Annotated in this window: 20 protein-coding genes; 11 read left to right on the top strand and 9 right to left on the bottom strand. The window is 42.1% G+C overall.

Translation table 11 applies throughout. The features are described 5' to 3' along the window. The first annotated feature begins 32 nt into the window (after positions 1–32). The 6 genes from U0035_RS09915 to U0035_RS09890 all read left to right on the top strand — a co-directional run bounded on the left by U0035_RS09915 (position 33) and on the right by U0035_RS09890 (position 6,616). Complete coding sequence (locus U0035_RS09915) at positions 33–887, top strand: porin family protein (protein WP_114792151.1); 855 nt, start codon at positions 33–35, stop codon at positions 885–887. Positions 888–963: 76 nt separating this feature from the next. Beyond that, complete coding sequence (locus U0035_RS09910) at positions 964–1,833, top strand: outer membrane beta-barrel protein (protein ID WP_245957791.1); 870 nt, start codon at positions 964–966, stop codon at positions 1,831–1,833. 47 nt (positions 1,834–1,880) lie between these two features. After that, the gene (locus tag U0035_RS09905; protein ID WP_245957790.1) at positions 1,881–2,411 is read left to right on the top strand and encodes a YdeI/OmpD-associated family protein; all 531 of its coding nucleotides are present in this window, start codon (positions 1,881–1,883) and stop codon (positions 2,409–2,411) included. Positions 2,412–2,462: 51 nt separating this feature from the next. After that, positions 2,463–3,953: a glycine--tRNA ligase gene (locus U0035_RS09900; RefSeq protein WP_114792149.1), complete on the top strand. Its 1,491-nt coding sequence runs from the start codon at positions 2,463–2,465 to the stop codon at positions 3,951–3,953. Positions 3,954–4,016: 63 nt separating this feature from the next. Continuing rightward, positions 4,017–6,287: a S9 family peptidase gene (locus U0035_RS09895; RefSeq protein ID WP_114792148.1), complete on the top strand. Its 2,271-nt coding sequence runs from the start codon at positions 4,017–4,019 to the stop codon at positions 6,285–6,287. Positions 6,288–6,424: 137 nt separating this feature from the next. After that, a complete protein-coding gene (locus tag U0035_RS09890) occupies positions 6,425–6,616 on the top strand; it encodes a hypothetical protein (RefSeq protein WP_114792147.1) in 192 nt (63 codons plus the stop codon). A gap of 212 nt (positions 6,617–6,828) precedes the next feature. Here U0035_RS09890 and U0035_RS09885 read toward each other — a convergent pair whose 3' ends face one another. From U0035_RS09885 to U0035_RS09865, 5 genes are all read right to left on the bottom strand, one after another. Continuing rightward, entirely contained in the window at positions 6,829–7,071 is a 243-nt protein-coding gene (locus U0035_RS09885; protein WP_114792146.1) for a hypothetical protein, read from the bottom strand. 43 nt (positions 7,072–7,114) lie between these two features. Continuing rightward, the gene (locus tag U0035_RS09880) at positions 7,115–7,294 is read right to left on the bottom strand and encodes a hypothetical protein (RefSeq protein ID WP_162817953.1); all 180 of its coding nucleotides are present in this window, start codon (positions 7,292–7,294) and stop codon (positions 7,115–7,117) included. A 5-nt stretch (positions 7,295–7,299) separates the two neighbouring features. Then, a complete protein-coding gene (locus U0035_RS09875; RefSeq protein WP_114792144.1) occupies positions 7,300–7,566 on the bottom strand; it encodes a DUF2089 family protein in 267 nt (88 codons plus the stop codon). Between the two features lie 166 nt (positions 7,567–7,732). Further along, positions 7,733–8,515: an MBL fold metallo-hydrolase gene (locus U0035_RS09870; RefSeq protein WP_114792143.1), complete on the bottom strand. Its 783-nt coding sequence runs from the start codon at positions 8,513–8,515 to the stop codon at positions 7,733–7,735. 71 nt (positions 8,516–8,586) lie between these two features. After that, entirely contained in the window at positions 8,587–8,871 is a 285-nt protein-coding gene (locus U0035_RS09865) for a hypothetical protein (protein ID WP_114792142.1), read from the bottom strand. A gap of 116 nt (positions 8,872–8,987) precedes the next feature. Here U0035_RS09865 and U0035_RS09860 point away from each other — a divergent pair, with 116 nt between their 5' ends. From U0035_RS09860 to U0035_RS09850, 3 genes are all read left to right on the top strand, one after another. Then, the gene (locus U0035_RS09860) at positions 8,988–10,205 is read left to right on the top strand and encodes an HD domain-containing protein (protein ID WP_114792141.1); all 1,218 of its coding nucleotides are present in this window, start codon (positions 8,988–8,990) and stop codon (positions 10,203–10,205) included. Positions 10,206–10,282: 77 nt separating this feature from the next. Then, positions 10,283–11,326: a UDP-3-O-(3-hydroxymyristoyl)glucosamine N-acyltransferase gene (gene lpxD / locus U0035_RS09855; protein WP_114792140.1), complete on the top strand. Its 1,044-nt coding sequence runs from the start codon at positions 10,283–10,285 to the stop codon at positions 11,324–11,326. A gap of 54 nt (positions 11,327–11,380) precedes the next feature. Beyond that, entirely contained in the window at positions 11,381–12,142 is a 762-nt protein-coding gene (locus tag U0035_RS09850) for a sugar phosphate isomerase/epimerase family protein (protein WP_114792139.1), read from the top strand. Positions 12,143–12,146: 4 nt separating this feature from the next. Here the strand turns inward: U0035_RS09850 and U0035_RS09845 are convergent, their stop codons facing one another. From U0035_RS09845 to U0035_RS09830, 4 genes are all read right to left on the bottom strand, one after another. Continuing rightward, positions 12,147–12,842 carry a peptidylprolyl isomerase gene (locus tag U0035_RS09845; protein ID WP_114792138.1) on the bottom strand — a complete coding sequence of 232 codons (696 nt, stop codon included), beginning with the start codon at positions 12,840–12,842 and terminating at the stop codon, positions 12,147–12,149. Beyond that, the gene (locus tag U0035_RS09840; RefSeq protein ID WP_114792137.1) at positions 12,839–13,183 is read right to left on the bottom strand and encodes a hypothetical protein; all 345 of its coding nucleotides are present in this window, start codon (positions 13,181–13,183) and stop codon (positions 12,839–12,841) included. The genes U0035_RS09845 and U0035_RS09840 overlap by 4 nt, the downstream gene beginning before the upstream one ends. 29 nt (positions 13,184–13,212) lie before the next feature. Beyond that, positions 13,213–14,163 carry a class I SAM-dependent methyltransferase gene (locus U0035_RS09835; protein WP_245957788.1) on the bottom strand — a complete coding sequence of 317 codons (951 nt, stop codon included), beginning with the start codon at positions 14,161–14,163 and terminating at the stop codon, positions 13,213–13,215. A gap of 164 nt (positions 14,164–14,327) precedes the next feature. Next, positions 14,328–15,161, bottom strand: coding sequence for a hypothetical protein (locus U0035_RS09830; RefSeq protein WP_211316495.1), 834 nt, complete (start codon positions 15,159–15,161; stop codon positions 14,328–14,330). Between the two features lie 109 nt (positions 15,162–15,270). Here U0035_RS09830 and U0035_RS09825 point away from each other — a divergent pair, with 109 nt between their 5' ends. Then, positions 15,271–16,644 (top strand): exonuclease domain-containing protein, encoded by a 1,374-nt coding sequence (locus U0035_RS09825; protein ID WP_114792136.1) that lies wholly within the window; start codon positions 15,271–15,273, stop codon positions 16,642–16,644. 86 nt (positions 16,645–16,730) lie between these two features. Beyond that, positions 16,731–17,396, top strand: coding sequence for an SGNH/GDSL hydrolase family protein (locus tag U0035_RS09820; RefSeq protein WP_114792249.1), 666 nt, complete (start codon positions 16,731–16,733; stop codon positions 17,394–17,396). Positions 17,397–17,431 lie beyond the last annotated feature (35 nt).

Genomic DNA, 17,431 nt, shown 5'->3' with positions numbered 1-17,431 from the left:
AATACAAAAATTTATAAGAAAAATAAAAATATATGGTACGCAAAATTTTACCCACGGCCCTGTGTGTGTTGATGTCGGCTGCAGCTTATGCTCAAAAAGATACTTCTTCTGTAACGGTGCAGGTAATCACCGATAAGGATAATAAAAAAGTAATTGTAGACAAGGATGGCGAAGTATGGCAAAAAACCACCCGCCGTAAAAATATTACGACCAGCTGGTTTGGCGGTGTCGACCTCGGTTTCTCGAATTTTGTAGATAATACTAATTATGCATCGGCAGGCGCACAGGCTTTTGCGCCCAATGCAAATGCATCCTGGTTTGACCTTCGAAACGGGAAGTCAGTGAATGTAAATATTTGGCTGATAAGTCAGAAAGTAAACCTGATCAATCATAATGTGAACCTGAAGTACGCATTAGGGTTGGAGTTGAATAATTACAGGTTTAAGAATCCTATCCGTTTTAACAGCAATCTCCCTTATGTTGAATGGGATAACACGGAAGGGCGTAGTTATTCAAAAAATAAACTGGCGGCAGATTATGTGACCTTCCCTTTGATGCTGAACTTTGATTTCGGAAAACATACCGGTGGATACTCCGTTACTAAAAAGCACAAAAAGGGACTGGAAATATCTGCTAAAAAGACTAAAGAATGGGGCTTTAGCGCCGGTATCAGCGCAGGCTATTTATACAGCGCCCGCAATAAAACCATCACGTCAGATGAGGGCAAGCAAAAGCTGAAGGATAACCTTAATTTGAACCCGTGGAAATTATCTTATGTAGCCGAGGTGAATTTAGGAGTCATCAGTCTTTACGGGTCTTATGCTATGAAAGGCATGTTTAAAGATGGTTTGGATATCACTCCTTACAACGTGGGAATCAGGTTTTAATAACAACCGCTAACAATTGACTACGCGCATGAATTTTAACTTTTCGGTTGTTGGTAAAATGTATCTTTACGGAATTATGAGATTTTTGCTTTCCGTACTTGGTTTATCATTGGCTATCTCTGGTATAGCACAGGACCAACCGAAACCCGATACGCTCGAAATAGGCGGTGTTACAATCATCAGGGATAATGATCCCGGTGCTTTTGCCGCACCACCAAAGAAAGGTTTTCTGAAGCAGTTAAGCAGTCGTACCCATCCCAAAAAATTACGCACGCAATGGGGCATTGTTGACCTGGGATTTTCCAACTTTGTAGATAATACAGATTATACCAGTGTTGAAGCACAACAGTACGCAACAAGTGATGTTAATAGTGACTGGATGGGCCTGAGACCTTTTAAATCACGTAACGTGAATATATGGGTAGTTACACAACAGGTGAGTCTTATTAATAACTATGTAAATTTTAATTATGGGATCGGGCTGGAATTAAATAATTATCATTATAAGCAACCCATCCGTTACCAGGTGCAAACAGCAATGGTGGAAAATGCCCCGGCTATCAGCTTTGACGGTACTCCCGGAAGAACTTATAAAAAGAATAAACTGGCTGCCGATTACCTCACCGTACCATTGATGCTCAATTTCAATTTAACGCCGCATAACTTATATGCTTTTGAAGTAAGCGCAGGCGTAAGCGTGGGTTACCTGTACTCGGCAAGAAATAAATTCATCAACTCTGATGAGGGAAAGGCCAAATCCCGTGGCGATTTTGATTTACGTCCCTGGAAGCTATCTTATATTGCTGAAGTAAACCTGGGTATTATCAGATTGTACGGCTCCTATGCCTTTAAAAGTATGTATTTGCGCGGCCTGGACATTACTCCGTATAATTTTGGTGTACGGATCAAACCTGTTGAATTGTTCGGGAAGGTACAAACCAATTAGTATATGTACGATATACGATGTATGATTTATGATATAACATATAAGACGTGCAGATAGGCATGGGACCCGACAGCATTCATTTTACTACAGCGCTTCAAAAATTTGCAGAGAACGGTGATAAAACCGGCTGGACCTATATTGAAATACCAGCGGAGCTGGCGAAGCAATTGAAAGCCGATAGCAGGAAAGCATTTCGTGTAAAAGGCCATTTAGATCAATATCCCATTTCAGGTGTAACGCTTTTACCCGCCGGCGGCGGCAATTATATAATGGCCATTAATGCCACGATGCGAAAAGGTATTGCCAAAAGACAGGGTGCAATGGTAACCGCCAGCCTGGAGCTGGACGAGAAAAAATACGAGCTCAATACCGATTTGGTAGCATGCCTGGATGATGACCCGTCCGCAAAGGCGTTTTTTGAGACCCTGGCACCTTCTCATCAAAACTATTTCAGCAAATGGATAGACGAAGCTAAAACTGATGCTACCAGGACGAAACGGATAGCACAGGCTATTTTCGGCTTAACTAATAAAATGGATTATGGACAAATGATCCGTTATCACCGGGACAAATCCTAAATCTCAAATCACCGGTAATAAATCAAAAAACGCCCTTATTTTTGCAGCCTTATGGCAACAGAGACAAATAAACAAACCTTGCCGGCAGGCAGGTTTCAGGCGATTATATCGCACTGTAAAGAGTACGGTTTTATTTTCCCAAGCAGCGAAATATACGATGGCTTACAGGCGGTTTACGACTACGGTCAGTGGGGCGCCGAGTTAAAGAAAAATATTAAGGATTATTGGTGGAAATGGATGACCCAGTTACAGGACAATATCGTGGGTATTGATGCAGCTATTTTTATGCACCCAACTACCTGGAAGGCCAGCGGCCACGTGGATGGGTTTAATGATCCTATGATCGATAATAAAGACAGTAAGAAACGTTACCGTGTAGATCATTTGATAGAATCTTATACTGACCAGTTAAAAACTGAAGGCAAAGAAGCGGAAGTTGCTGCTATCATCAGTGAAATGGAAAAAGCAGATGCGGCAGGCGATCTTACCGCACTGAAAAAGATCATTGATGATAATAAAATAAAGTGCCCCGTTAGCGGCACCAGCAACTGGACGGATATTCGTCAGTTCAACCTGATGTTCTCTACAGAATTTGGATCTACCGTATCTTCTGAAGATGAAAACAGCAAAGTGTATCTGCGTCCTGAAACAGCACAGGGTATTTTTGTAAACTTCCTCAACGTGCAGAAAACCGGTCGTATGAAAATACCCTTCGGTATTGCGCAGATAGGCAAAGCCTTCCGTAACGAGATCGTAGCGCGCCAGTTTATTTTCCGTATGCGTGAGTTTGAGCAAATGGAAATGCAGTTCTTCATCAGACCTGGCACCCAGAAAGAGTGGTATGAGTACTGGAAACAGGCTCGCTTAAAATGGCACCTGGAATTGGGCGTGCCCGATACGGAGTACCGCTTCCACGATCACGTAAAGCTGGCGCATTATGCCGATGCTGCTTGCGATATCGAATTCAACTTCCCTATTGGGTTTAAAGAGCTGGAAGGTATCCATAGCCGTACTGACTATGATTTATCAAGGCACCAGGAGTTCAGCAGGAAGAAAATGCAGTACTTCGATAATGATGTGAATCCTGAAACAGGAAAACCTTATGGTAATTATATCCCTTATGTAATTGAAACTTCCATCGGTTTAGATCGTATGTTCCTGTCGATGGTTTGTGCAGCTTACACTGAAGAAGATCTGAGCACACCTGAAAAGCAGGACAATCGCGTAGTACTGAAATTTCCTGCTAAGCTGGCCCCTATCAAACTGGCCGTATTCCCATTGTTGAAAAAAGACGGATTACCGGAAATTGCGCAGGAGATCATGGCGCAATACCGTGGCGAGTTTAAATGTTTCTACGAAGAGAAGGATGCTATTGGTAAACGTTACAGAAGAATGGATGCTTTAGGTGTGCCGTTCTGTGTAACCATCGACCACCAGACGAAAGAAGATGGTACCGTAACCATACGGCATCGCGATAGTATGGAGCAGGAGAGAATATCCATAGAAAAAATAGGGAATATCGTTTCCCAGGCTATTAGCTAATAACACACAAAACACATCTCACGGGATGTGTTTTTTCTTAAATACCCTACCAAAATTTGTACGATGAAAAAACTCTTTCTCACATTTATTGTTTCTATTGTTTCTATGACATTAATAAAAGCGCAGGATATTGCAGGCTCCTGGAAAGGAACCCTGGAAGTGCAGGGCACTCAGATTCCACTGGTATTTCATATAAAAAAAGATAGCGACAAATGGGTAACTACCATGGACAGTCCGGCCCAGGGCGCCACAGGCATTCCGGTGGATAGTACTGCTTTTGCAGATAATAAGTTATCCCTGAGCGTAAAAGCTGCAGGGTTAAGCTACACCGGAACCTTAGCAGATAAAACGATTACGGGTGAGTTCAAACAGGCAGGCATGAACCTGCCGCTCGTTCTTACCAAAACAGTGGTAACCAAACCAGGCGATACCACATTGCCTTCCGGTGATGCGGAAATTCAAAAGATCATTGCGCAGGATAAAGGTGATTATCACTACAAAGTAGAAGACTATTTCGCGCGGCCTAAGTCGTCACAATTCCAGTTATCTCCCGGAGGGAAATACCTTTCTTATATGGAGAAAGAAGAAAACGGTAAAAGGCATGTATATGTGAAAGATATTGCCAGTGGTAAAGTAGCCAGGGCTATTGAGGAGAAGGATGAACTGATCAAAGGCTATGGCTGGATCAATGATGAACGCCTGGTGTATGTAATGGATAATGGTGGCAATGAAAACTTCCATATTTATGCAGCTAATGTTGACGGGAGCAATGTACTGGACCTGACCCCTTTTGATGGTGTGCAGGCCGGCATCGAACGCATTCTGAAAGATCAGAAGAACTATATGATCATTACCATGAACAAAGACAATAAGCAGGTCTTTGAACCTTACAAGGTAAACGTGGTAACCGGATCTCTTGAAAAGCTATATGAAAATAAAGATGTAGCTAACCCCATCGTAGGTTATGACTTTGACAAAGACGGCAACCTGAGAGGGTTCGGGCGGATGTTTCAGGGCATTAAATCGCAGTATTTTTACAAACCTGCGGGAGGTAAAGAGTTTGAATTGTATTTCACCAATAACTGGGATGATAACTTCAACATACAATCTTTCAGCTACAATCCCTCCAACCCGGATGAAGCCTACGTGGTAACCAACCTCGATTCTGATAAGGCCCGCATCATTTTGTATGACTTTAAGAAAAAAGAAAAGATCAAGGAAGTTTTTGCCAATAAAGATTTCGATGTTTCGGGAATTGGCCTTTCCCGTAAAAGAAATTACGAGGTAGACTATTTCAATTATGAAGGTGAAAAGGACGAGATCATACCGGTTAGCGCTACTTTCAAAAAGATCTACGAGAATCTATCTAAAGAGTTCAAAGGCTACCAGTTTGGGTTAACCGGTAAAACAGATGATGAAAGCAAATACCTGGTGTATGTAACGAGCGACAGGTTGGTAGGTAAATATTATATTTATGATGCAGCCAGCGGTAAAACAACCTTCCTGTACGACCTAATGCCACAATTGAAGGAAGCCGATATGGCAATCATGAAGCCTGTTTCTTTCAAAAGCCGCGATGGCAAAACCATTCACGGCTATATCACTTTACCTAAAGCTGCTTTGGAAGGCAAGAAAGTGCCGTTGGTGGTAAATCCGCATGGAGGTCCGCAAGGCATCAGGGATAGCTGGGGCTTCAATCCGGAAACCCAGCTTTTGGCCAGCCGGGGCTATGCTACCCTGCAGGTAAATTTCAGGATCAGTGGCGGCTATGGAAAGGAGTTTTTAAGAGCCGGTTTCAAACAAATTGGCCGGAAGCTAATGGATGATATTGAAGATGGAGTGGCATACGCCATTGCGCAGGGTTGGGTGGATAAAAGCAAAACCGCCATTTACGGAGGGAGTCACGGTGGTTATGCTACCTTAATGGGACTGGTAAAAACTCCTGATTTATATACCTGTGGTGTTGACTATGTAGGGGTGTCGAATATCGAAACCTTCTTCGCCTCCTTCCCCGAGTATTGGAAGCCTTATAAGGAGATGGTAAAACAGATCTGGTACGACCTGGATAACCAGGAAGAAGCAAAAATTGCGAAAGAGGTATCACCGTTTTATCAGTTAGATAAAATTCGTAAACCGTTGTTAGTCGTTCAGGGCGCTAACGATCCGCGTGTTAATATCAACGAGTCTGACCAGATTGTAAAAGCCTTGCGTGCTAAAGGATTTAATGTACCTTACATCGTAAAATACAATGAGGGGCATGGTTTTCAGAGAGAAGATAACCGGATTGAGTTTTATAAAACCATGTTGGGCTTTTTTGCACAATACCTTAAATAGCTACTCATAGTTTGAATATCAAATCCCGGGAATCAACCCCGGGATTTTTTTTGACCATATTTTAAGATTTAAGCAAATCAATGGCACACTTTTAGTCTGTTATTATTTCGATTTAATAAAATTTAAAACCAATAATTATGAAAAATAAAACAAGCGGATTAATTGCGCTGGGTTTAGCAGCTTTTGCTTACTGGAAATACAAAATGACTCCCGAACAGAAACAAAACCTTAAAAACAAGGTGAGTGATGCCGGCAAAAATCTTTGGGATAAAGTTCCTCAGGGCGTTAAGGAAGCGGTAAGTCCGCAAAAAACGCAACAAAGTATATAGAAAGGCGGCTTAGGCCGCTTTTTTATAATATCGCCCGGAAGCTGACGCAGAAACATTAAGACAGGCGACGAGTTACTTTAACAGAAATGTTTTAATAGCAATGGATGGATCAAAAGCCTGTAGACAGCTTCTGAAGAAATAACAGACAATGCAAATAAGATAAAATGCCAGGGCTTTTTGCCATGCGAGGCCGTTTTAAAACCATTAATCAGTCATATTATTGAGTAAATAAACAGCGCAAGCATTACCAGGCTTACAATTGTTGAGATCCATAGCGTAGTCAGGAATAGCCGTTGTAAGGTATTGGTTTGAATAGCATTAATAATTGCATCTGTCACGTTTTTTAAAAAAGGTAGCTGCATCATAAGCATGCCTATCGTCATCGGAATGCGATGAACAATAGTGACAGTTAAAATATCTGTCAGCCCTGTTTTAGGATTTACTGCTTTGCCCAATAACGATCAATAAAAAAAAGGAGAAAAAGTATAGATCAGTGCTTCAATAACGGCCTGTGCTAATGGTATCCCAGATTGATACGATAACGTGGTAAATACCGTCGTTGGTTTGGCCGGTGACCCAAAACAGGATAATAGAAAAAAGCAGAACCGATAGTCCCGTAACAGCAAGACCCACTTCGGAAAATTTTTCGAAGGGGTTAAAAAGAAGTTTGAAATTCATATTTATCAGCATTTTAGGTTTTTTATCTTCTCAATCATGTCATCCATTTTATTACGCATGGTTGGATAACTGTTTCCGGCCTGTTTGGCCATTTCTTTAATGCTGCCGCTGGCTAAGAAAAAATCCATAATGAATTGCTGCTCCTCCCAGTTCAGTTTTAAGAACAGGGGCATTTCGTAATTGCCGCTTACCTCCGTTCCGCAATCATTACATTTCATTTGGCTCACATTGAGCGTATTTTCACAACTGGGACAAAAAACGGGAAGCTTCATTAATAAAGTTAAATTTATTTTTAATAAAATTAAAGTAATATTTTACTTTATGCAATAAAAAAACCGTCATGTTATGATACACGACGGTAAAACTTTGAGACTATCCTGACAAGCTAAAGAGGTCCCTGTAAATATAATATTTCTATTTCAAATACACTAACAAATGTTAGTGTATTTGAATTTTTAACCCATCGTATGCTAAAAACCTGCCGGATGGAAGTTCCTGTGAAACAGTTTCATGCAGGCCCATCTGATGAGAAAGATGAATGAAATAGACTTCCGGGATCTGTAGTTCATTGGCCAGGTCAAGCGCTTCCTGCAATGAGAAATGAGAAATATGCTTTTCTTGCCTGAGGGCATTTAAAACCAATATCCGGGAGCCTTTTATTTTTTCTTTAGCGCTATCTTCGATGCGATTGGCATCGGTGATATAAGTAAAATCCCCCATCCTGAAGCCAATAACCGGCATAAACATATGCCATACGGGTATCACCTGTATTTCCATATCTCCAACTATAAAAGCATCGTTGTTATTAAGGCGATGTAGTTGGATAGAAGGCACGCCGGCATATTTAACATCAGCAAAAGCGTAATCAAACTCAACTTTTACCCGGTTAAGCGTAGCCTCGGTGGCATAAACATCCATGGGCTTTTGTTGAAAATAATTATAAGCCCGCACATCATCGAGCCCGGCGATATGATCTTTATGGGAATGAGTGAACAGTATTGCATCCAGTTGGTCTACCCGGTGGGTAAGCATCTGCTGTCTGAAATCGGGGCCGGAATCTATCACAAGGGTTGTAGTAGGAGATTGAACAAGGATGCTCGATCTAAGCCTTTTATCTTTGGAGTTTGCAGAAGTACATACCTCACAATGGCATCCTACCATAGGTACTCCTGAGCTGGTACCGGTACCTAAAAAAGTTATTTGTAATGGAGTATAAGGCAAGATGATGAGTAATGAGTGATCAGTAATGAGTCGTAAATAATGAGCAATTGAAAATGGATAAAAGAGGAAGACTATGCTTCGTCTTCGCCGGCATCGGCCTTTTCCGATATTTCGGTGAAAAGCTTTTTAGCGTTATCATCCAACATTTCCGTATCAATGTTCAATTGCGGAATGATCTCAATAAGCGCATTAATACGGCCTTCTGTTTGAAGAAATTTATTCAGTACCACAACCTTTTTATTATCTAAAATACAATAGCCACTTTGAAAATTGCCTCTTTCATACCTTAAAATATACCCGCACTGTTCTGGTATTGCTTCCAGCTTGTCTAATGTATTTTGAGTGTACTTGATCATGTTTTTAGTTAATGTGCAAAGATAACGGTTTGGAAAAAGGCAGGGAAGGCATGTTAATATTATGGGGAATGTGAAAAATAGGCAGGCAGACGCTAAATTTGTGTTTTTAATATATTATGGCCCAGGCTCGAAAAATTATCAACGACCCGGTATACGGCTTTATTACTGTCGATCATCCGCTGTTACTGCAGATCATTTCCCACTCTTACTATCAAAGGCTGCGTAATATTCACCAGATGGCTTTTGCACACCTGGTGTACCCCGGTGCCGTACATAGCCGCCTGCATCATTCCTTAGGTGCCTATCACCTGATGTGTACCGCTTTGCGCGAGCTTAAGGGCAAGGGAGCTGAAATAACGGAAGAGGAAGAGCTGGGAGCCAAGCTGGCCATTTTGTTACACGACATAGGACACGGCCCTTTTTCTCATGCCCTGGAGCAGGAATTGATTAAAGGTGCCCACCATGAGCGGCTGTCGTTATTGATTATGCAAAAACTGAACGAAGAGTTTGGTGGACAGTTGCAAACCGGAATCGACATTTTTACGGATCAATATCCTAAAAAATTTTTACACCAGCTGGTTTCAGGCCAGCTGGATGTGGACAGAATGGACTACCTGAACAGGGACAGTTTTTTTACCGGTGTAGCCGAGGGTGTGATCGGGTATGACCGCATTATCAAAATGCTGGCTGTAAAAGACGGCAACCTGGTAGTAGAGGAAAAGGCAGTTTATTCTATTGAGAAATTTTTATTAAGCCGGAGGCTGATGTACTGGCAGGTATACCTGCATAAAACGGTGGTTGCCGCCGAGAAAATGCTGATCATGATCATTCGCAGGGCGAAGGCATTGATTGCAGCGGGAACTGCAACTACAGCCGCTACACCGGCCTTCAACCGTTTTCTGCAGGGCAGCCACAGTAACGGAGCTATCGAATCATTGCTGGAAGACTTTTGCCAGATGGATGATCATGATATTATGGCCACGGTGAAAAACTGGTGCAGCCATGATGACAAGATATTGTCTCTTCTCTGCAAGGCGATCATTCAGCGTAAAATAATGCGTATCAGGCTGCAGTCAACCCCCATAGAGGAATCGTTTCAGCAGGATAAAATAAAAGAAGTAACCCTGGCTACCGGCCTTGATGAAAAGGATATGGACTATTTCGCTTTTGGGGGAGACGCTACTAACCGGTTATACAATGCTGATAATGAAAGTATCAATATCCTATATAAAGATGGCTCTTTAAAAGATATTTCGCAGGTGGATGATCCATTGATTGACGTAAAAATAAGCGAGCCTGTTAAAAAATACTACTTTTGCTACCTGAGAGTTTAATGGTACGAGTTTTAACGTTTAATAATTATTTACTTGCCTACTTTCGACTCCAATAAAAATATATTAAAAATCCACGAATGGTTTTTTCTGCTTCGCAAATCGCACTGCTCATAAATGGTAATGTAGACGGCAATCCTGAGGCCGCTGTTCAATCCTTTGGTAAAATAGAAGAAGCAGGAGAGGGGCAACTGAGTTTTCTGGCTAATCCCAAATATGAAGAATATTTATATAGCACGAAAGCTACAATTGTTATTGTTAACGACTCACTGGAGTTGAAACAAGCCGTTACTGCAACCCTCATAAAAGTAAAAGACGCGTATAGCGCTTTTGCTACTTTGTTGGGAAAGTACCAGGAGTTTCGCCAGCAACAGTTGAAAGGTATTCAACAACCGGTATTTATAGCGGCAACCGCGAGTTATGCCGATGATATTTACCTGGGAGCATTTGCTTATGTGGGAGAACAGGTTAAAATCGGCAATGGCTCTAAAATTTACCCTGGCGTTTATTTGGGCGATAATGTAACAATAGGTAATAATGTTACATTGCACCCGGGTGTGAAAGTGTTACATAGCTGTCAGATTGGTAACAACGTTACGGTGCATGCGGGAACTGTAATTGGTAGCGACGGCTTTGGCTTTGCGCCGCAGGCGGACGGCAGTTTTTCTAAAGTACCTCAAATTGGTAATGTAATAGTAGAAGATGACGTAGAGATAGGCGCTAACAGCACCATAGACCGGGCCACTATTGGCTCGACTATTATCAGGAAAGGTGCCAAGCTGGATAACCTGATTCAGATCGCACACAACGTAGAAATAGGTAATAGCACGGTAGTTGCTGCTCAGGCGGGCATTAGCGGTAGTACCAAGATTGGCAAGGGGGTTATGATTGGTGGTCAGGCAGGTATTGTAGGCCATTTACAAATTGGCGATGGAGCGAAAATAAATGCGCAAAGCGGGGTTAGTAAAAACCTGGAGCCGGGCAAGGCAGTTACCGGTTCTCCGGCACATGAATATACGTCTGCTTTAAGAAGCCAGGCATTAAGCCGTAAGCTGCCCGATCTGGAAAGACGTATTAAAGAGCTGGAGCAGCTGATATTACAGTTAAAGCCAACGATAGAATAGAATTACAATTTATTCAGCAAAGCTGCTTAAGCCACTACATTCAATATACATTTAATGAAACCTGCAACAGGCGCGCAGTTATGGTCTTTAAGAAATGTGTTGCGGGAGGAGCCGGAAGCCACATTCGAAAAGCTGGCTAAAGCTGGTTATACCGTGGCAGAGCCGGCGGGGTTCAATATTAGTGACCTTACGATCCAGGGTTTTAAGCCGGAAGAGCTCAAGAGCCTCGCAAACGATCAGGGGTTACAGATGGTGAGTGCTCATTTTCAGTTTAGTACGGAAGACGCATTGACAGCCTGTGACTGCGCTGCTTCAATCGGCATTAAATATATAATCCGGTCTTTTTTCAGCAACGAAATAGAGCAAAATTCAGAGGCATATAAAAGAGCCGCTGAAGCCCTAAATCAAATGGGCGCTACCGCAAAATCCTTTGGATTGCAGCTGGCCTATCACAACCACGCGCACGAATTTGAGTTGGTAAACGGTGTGTTATTATTTGATATTTTATTAGCGCATACCGACCCTGAGCTGGTGGTTTTCCAGCCCGACCTGGGATGGCTGGGTTATGCCGGCCACGACCCGGTGCAACTTTTTGAAAAATATCCCGGGCGTTTTCCGCTCTGGCATTTAAGGGATATCGATGCTGAAACCAGAAAAACGACGGCAGTAGGTAGAGGGACGATTGACTTTAAGTCAGCTATTGCCAACAGGGAATTAGCCGGACTTGAATATGCGATAGTTGAAATGGCTTCGGATGTCGTGGATCCACTTGGCGAAATACTGAGCAGCCATAAGATCATAGAGTGTTGGTTTTAAACGATTACCTGCGTTTAACCAGCCGGGCTTTTTTGATCACCACATCTTTTAACGGGCGGTCTTTATCCTTCCCTTTGCTTGTAGCAACTGCTGCTATTGTATCTATAACGTTCAATCCCTCTATTACTTCCCCGAATACGGTATAATTCTGATCCAGGTGAGGTGTGCCCCCAACTGTTTTATAGGCATCGCGCTGCTCTGAAGGAATTTTTCTGCCATTGAGTCTTTTTATTTCAAGTGTATCCAATCCGCCATCAGTCCATACCTTACCTTGTACAATATAAAACTGGCTGCCGCTGCTGGCTTTTTGGGGGTTCACATCATCGCCCTCGCGCGCCGCGGCAATCACTCCTTTTTTATGAAAAAGAGCCGCTCTGAATTCAGCAGGGATGGTATATCCCGGACCGCCTTCTCCCAAAGCCTTGCCTGGCGCTGCTTTATGGCTATCCGGATCGCCGCCTTGTATCATGAATGTATGGATAACACGATGGAATAACACACCATCGTAATATTTGCTTTTAGCAAGTTTTAGAAAATTACCGCGGTGAAGTGGTGTCTGATCGCTTAAGCGAACCCGAATGGTACCATAATTGGTTTCTAGTGCAATATCTTTTTTAAGATCGGCCTTGCGGAGTTTTTGTTGTGAAGTACAGCTGAAAACGAATAAAGAAAATATAATAAGGGGAATTCTAGGAATCATATTTCGTTTTCTTCAAAATAAAGCAATACATGATCTTTTAAAAACGCCTCCTGTTCAAAGGGATTTAAATCGGGCATGGGCTTTAATTGCTTATAATGAGGCCAGCCATCAGGGTCAGTGTCGGTTAATTCATAATAACCACTGGGTACCAATAAGCGGCACACTGCTATATGCATCAGGTCTTGCTTCTGCTCTTTGGTAAATCTTTCTGCAACGGTACCTAATTCCTGTATTCCTATTAAAAAAAGGATGGTTTCCATATCGGGTTTTTTACCAAACCGCTCCACGAGTTTAGCTTCCAGTGTCCACCACCGCACCTGTAAATCATCATTGTTAAACATGCCACAAAAGTAAATGATTCAGCTAAAATCTATTTGGTGATCAGGAAGCAGCATCTTTTTAGTTTGCCTTCAAAGTCAAAGGGAGTAGTTGCTTTGGTAATATCTTTGATAGCGGAGGCGTTGATAGCGTTCTCATCCAGTTGGAACCTGGTATAATTATTACTGAAATAAAGCAGTCCTCCGGGAGAAAGTGCATGCAGGCAATTGTTAACCAGCGATACATGATCTCTTTGAATGTCTAAAATGCCATCCATTTTTTTACTGTTACTAAAAGTGGGAGGGTCCATCACAATAATGTCGAAAGATGCCGGTGTTAACGTTTGCAGGAATTGTATAACATCTGCAGCGATAAACTGATACCTGCTGTCATCTGTAAAGCCATTCAGTTCGATATTTCTTTTAGCCCAGTTTGTATAAGTGTTCGATAGGTCTACCGTAGTTACCTGTGCGGCATTACCGGCCGCTGCGTATACCGAAAAAGAGCCGGTGTAAGCAAATAGATTTAATACCCGCTTACCAGCTGATTGATCCTGCACCATTTTACGGGTGATTCTGTGATCCAGGAACAGGCCGGTATCGAGGTAATCGGCCAGGTTGATTATAAACTTCAATCCATTTTCTTCAACAATAAATTCGCTTTTCGTCTCAGCTGTTTTTTGATATTGGCCCTCGCGCCCTGCTTTACGCTGTCTTAATTTAGTAAATACATTTTCCTGAGGTATTTCCAGCACTTCCGAAATGACCTGTATGCTCTGCATCATCCAGAATTGATGAGCGTCTTCATTGAGACTATGGTTCCGTTTATATTCAGATACATAAAGGTTGTCACCATATTTCTCCACCATAAATGGGAATTCGGGCAGATCATGATCGTAAACCCGGTAACAGGATATATTTTGCCTTTTGGCTATTTTTTGTAAATGCCTGTAAACCTTGGTCAACCGGTTTTTAAACATCCCGAATTTATCAGTTCCGCTCATCAATATAAATTTCCGTAAAATTAAACCATTTAGAAATTAAGAATCATTAAGGGTAAAATATGGATTTAAGTGATTAGCCCTAACTATCCTTAACTCCTTCATGTTTTTTCGATGAAAACGTTCAAATATTAAGACCTGGTAATAGCAAAAGTGTTACACGCGTTCTAAAATCCGGTCACTAACAAATTCCTGGCCGCTTTTTCACTACATTTTTGATATTTAGCGTAAGCCTTTGCAGCGGCAGACCTCATGGCTTCCGGCGATTGATTGCTTAGATATGCGTTCAAGGCGTCGTGCAGGGTATAGGCTTCGGGGCTCATAAGCCCCGTGCTCCAAACCAGAGGTCTGGCCTGGGTCTGCGATAAATAAGGCGTAAAATATTTTTTACTGATGCATGCCAGTATAATCGCATCCCGCTTTTTGCCATCCGTATTCTGAAAAGATTCGTTCAGGTTAAAGTCCATCAGTCCGTCATGGCCTATATAAGCTATTAATGAAGCATTCCCATTAATACCGATACGCTTACCATTAATATCCAGAACATCCTTTAACCGGCCGGAGCAGCTTTGGAAAAAATCCACAGTACAGTCCTTAATGTACATACCATTATAAGCATCGGCAATAAGGTAGCTGTTCTTTCGCTTGTGTTTAAACACCAGTCTTTGCATTTTGATGCCATCCCGCTTTATGCTTTTGATAAATGTCCAGTGGCTGCTTTTCTTAAAATAGGTTCGTACGCCGTAGCCGCAACCCCAGTACAGGTTATTGTCGGGATCTTGTCCGTTCCCGATTTTTGCGGGAACAGGAACAATCCCCTGGTATTTATTATCGCATAAAGCTACCAATACATGGACATTTTTTTGTGTAGTGTCATATCCGGGCTCAGTTGCAGTGGGCGCATCGGGTGTAACTATCTCCCTTTCTCCCGACGGAGTGGCATGGCAACCAATGATATATATAAAAGATAAAAGGAAAAAGCATTTAACTGAAAGGTGCATATCCCAAGCTTTGTTTTGTCACAAACAGATTAATCAAAATCTATGACGCCGTATCCCGAATTTTGCATAGGAAAAAGACAAATAATTTTCCGAAATTAGCGGGTCGCACATGTATGCAATTGTTGATATAGAAACCACGGGTGGTTATGCCGATGCCAATGGTATCACAGAAATCTGCATTGTCATTTTTGATGGAATTGAGGTAGTGGAACGATATGAAACTCTGATTAACCCGGTTCATCGTATACCTCCTTATATCGAAGCATTGACAGGTATCAGCAATGCTATGGTAGCCGGAGCACCTGTTTTTGAAGAGGTAGCCGAACGTATTTATGAACTGCTGAACGGAAAAGTATTTGTGGCGCACAGCGTAAACTTCGATTATTCTTTTGTACGTAACCAGCTACAGGTTTGCGGATATGCTTATGATGCGAACAAGCTGTGTACGGTTAGAATGAGCCGTAAAATACTACCAGGCTACCAGTCGTACAGCCTCGGTAAACTGTGCAATGCTTTGGGTATAACTCATGTAAATCATCATAGAGCCGGCGGTGACACAGACGCTACTGTAGCATTGTTCAGGATGCTGTTGGAGCATGACACCGAGGGGCATATCATTAAAAGCTTAAAGCGTACATCTAAGGAACATGTATTACCGCCCAATGTGCCCAAAACTGATTTTGAAAACCTGCCTTATACTGCAGGGGTCTATTATTTTCATGATGAAAAAGGAAAGGTGGTTTACGTAGGAAAGGCGAAAAATATACGTTACAGGGTAAGCAGTCATTTTAGCAATAACGCTACCTCCCGGCAAAAGCAAAACTTTATGAGGGAAGTATACCGCATCAGTTTCGAGGAGTGTGGTACGGAGCTAATGGCTGCTGTTAAAGAATCATCTGAAATAAAACGATTGTGGCCCCGTTTTAATGCGGCTCAAAAAAAGCGGGAAGATATGTATGGCATCATTCGCTATTATGATCAGAATGGATATATAAGGCTGGCTATAGATAAGGTGAATAGCCGTTACGAGGTCATCAGCTCTTATCATCATCTAGAAAACGCAGGTGCAGCCTTGAGACAGCTTGTTCAGGATTTCAATCTCTGCCCGCATCTCTGCTTCATCAGCAAAAATCTTTACGATGAAGCCAAGCATGCCGTCTTGTGCAAAGGAGCTTGTGAAAAGCGAGAAACAGTGGTCGATTATAATTGCCGGGTTGAGTCGGCCATCGATAAATTAAAAGGTCTGCCGTCTTTTGTTATCATTGATGAAGGTATTACCCGCGACCAAAACTCCTGTATATTGGTATGGCAGGGCAAGTTTTATGGCATGGGATTTATACCTAACGATACCGTTGTGGAAGAGCCGGAAAGGTTGAAAGACCTGGTTACACCCTATAAAGAAAATAGCATCATTACCAACATGCTTTTCAGCTATGCCAAAAGATATCCGGCTAAAGTAAAAACATTTAATAGTGTTATTTGATGTTTTTGTTTAAACTTGTACCCGTTAATTTGAGAACGAAATTCTCTGAACAGTATAAAATTTTTACTATAAAAAAGTATCAACACATGAAGTATCTACTGACGCTTGCCGCCATTGCGCTTATTGCTTTCCAGCCCGTTAAAAAGAAAAAAGTAATATTTTTTGGAGATTCTATTACACAGCAGGGAGCCGGTCCCAATGGATATATACCGAAGGTAGATAGTCTTTGCAGGCAGGATAAGCTGGCAGAGAACTTTGAGTTTGTAGGCAAAGGGATAGGCGGTAACCGGGTATACGATCTGTTCTATCGCTTCCAGGAAGATGTACTCGATCAGAAACCGGATATTGTTGTGGTGTATATCGGCATCAATGATGTATGGCATAAAACAACAAGCGGTACGGGAACTGAGCTCAGCAAATTTGGCGCTTTTTATGATAAGATGATCAATAAAATGAAGCAGGCAGGTATACAGCCAATTATGTGTACGCCATCTGTAATCGGCGAAAGAAACGATGACTCTAATTTGCAGGATGGCGACCTGAATTTTTATGCCAAATGGATCCGGGAATATGCAGCGAAAAATAATATACCGTTGGTAGATCTTCGTCAATCGTTTATGAGTTACCTGGATAAGAATAATCCGGCCAATGAAGAAAAGGGGATATTAACCACCGATCGGGTACATCTTAACGGCGCCGGTAATCTATTGGTAGCGCAGGAAATGTGGAAAGCGGTGAAGCCTTTAAAATAACAAGGATTTCAGATCCTGTGACTTAATATTCAAAA

The organism is Niabella yanshanensis, from assembly GCF_034424215.1.
In the GTDB taxonomy this organism is placed as follows: domain Bacteria; phylum Bacteroidota; class Bacteroidia; order Chitinophagales; family Chitinophagaceae; genus Niabella; species Niabella yanshanensis.
Note: the sequence above shows the minus strand (reverse complement) of the source record. Positions and strands in the feature narration are given on the sequence as shown.

Excerpts from the sequence above, each read along its gene's own strand:
- U0035_RS09915 (WP_114792151.1), top strand. The coding sequence starts at position 33 with ATGGTACGCAAAATTTTACCCACGGCCCTGTGTGTGTTGATGTCGGCT.
- U0035_RS09910 (WP_245957791.1), top strand. The coding sequence starts at position 964 with ATGAGATTTTTGCTTTCCGTACTTGGTTTATCATTGGCTATCTCTGGT.
- U0035_RS09900 (WP_114792149.1), top strand. The coding sequence starts at position 2,463 with ATGGCAACAGAGACAAATAAACAAACCTTGCCGGCAGGCAGGTTTCAG.
- U0035_RS09895 (WP_114792148.1), top strand. The coding sequence starts at position 4,017 with ATGAAAAAACTCTTTCTCACATTTATTGTTTCTATTGTTTCTATGACA.
- U0035_RS09890 (WP_114792147.1), top strand. The coding sequence starts at position 6,425 with ATGAAAAATAAAACAAGCGGATTAATTGCGCTGGGTTTAGCAGCTTTT.
- U0035_RS09880 (WP_162817953.1), bottom strand. The coding sequence starts at position 7,294 with ATGAATTTCAAACTTCTTTTTAACCCCTTCGAAAAATTTTCCGAAGTG.
- U0035_RS09875 (WP_114792144.1), bottom strand. The coding sequence starts at position 7,566 with ATGAAGCTTCCCGTTTTTTGTCCCAGTTGTGAAAATACGCTCAATGTG.
- U0035_RS09865 (WP_114792142.1), bottom strand. The coding sequence starts at position 8,871 with ATGATCAAGTACACTCAAAATACATTAGACAAGCTGGAAGCAATACCA.
- U0035_RS09860 (WP_114792141.1), top strand. The coding sequence starts at position 8,988 with ATGGCCCAGGCTCGAAAAATTATCAACGACCCGGTATACGGCTTTATT.
- lpxD (WP_114792140.1), top strand. The coding sequence starts at position 10,283 with ATGGTTTTTTCTGCTTCGCAAATCGCACTGCTCATAAATGGTAATGTA.
- U0035_RS09850 (WP_114792139.1), top strand. The coding sequence starts at position 11,381 with ATGAAACCTGCAACAGGCGCGCAGTTATGGTCTTTAAGAAATGTGTTG.
- U0035_RS09845 (WP_114792138.1), bottom strand. The coding sequence starts at position 12,842 with ATGATTCCTAGAATTCCCCTTATTATATTTTCTTTATTCGTTTTCAGC.
- U0035_RS09840 (WP_114792137.1), bottom strand. The coding sequence starts at position 13,183 with ATGTTTAACAATGATGATTTACAGGTGCGGTGGTGGACACTGGAAGCT.
- U0035_RS09835 (WP_245957788.1), bottom strand. The coding sequence starts at position 14,163 with ATGAGCGGAACTGATAAATTCGGGATGTTTAAAAACCGGTTGACCAAG.
- U0035_RS09830 (WP_211316495.1), bottom strand. The coding sequence starts at position 15,161 with ATGCACCTTTCAGTTAAATGCTTTTTCCTTTTATCTTTTATATATATC.
- U0035_RS09825 (WP_114792136.1), top strand. The coding sequence starts at position 15,271 with ATGTATGCAATTGTTGATATAGAAACCACGGGTGGTTATGCCGATGCC.
- U0035_RS09820 (WP_114792249.1), top strand. The coding sequence starts at position 16,731 with ATGAAGTATCTACTGACGCTTGCCGCCATTGCGCTTATTGCTTTCCAG.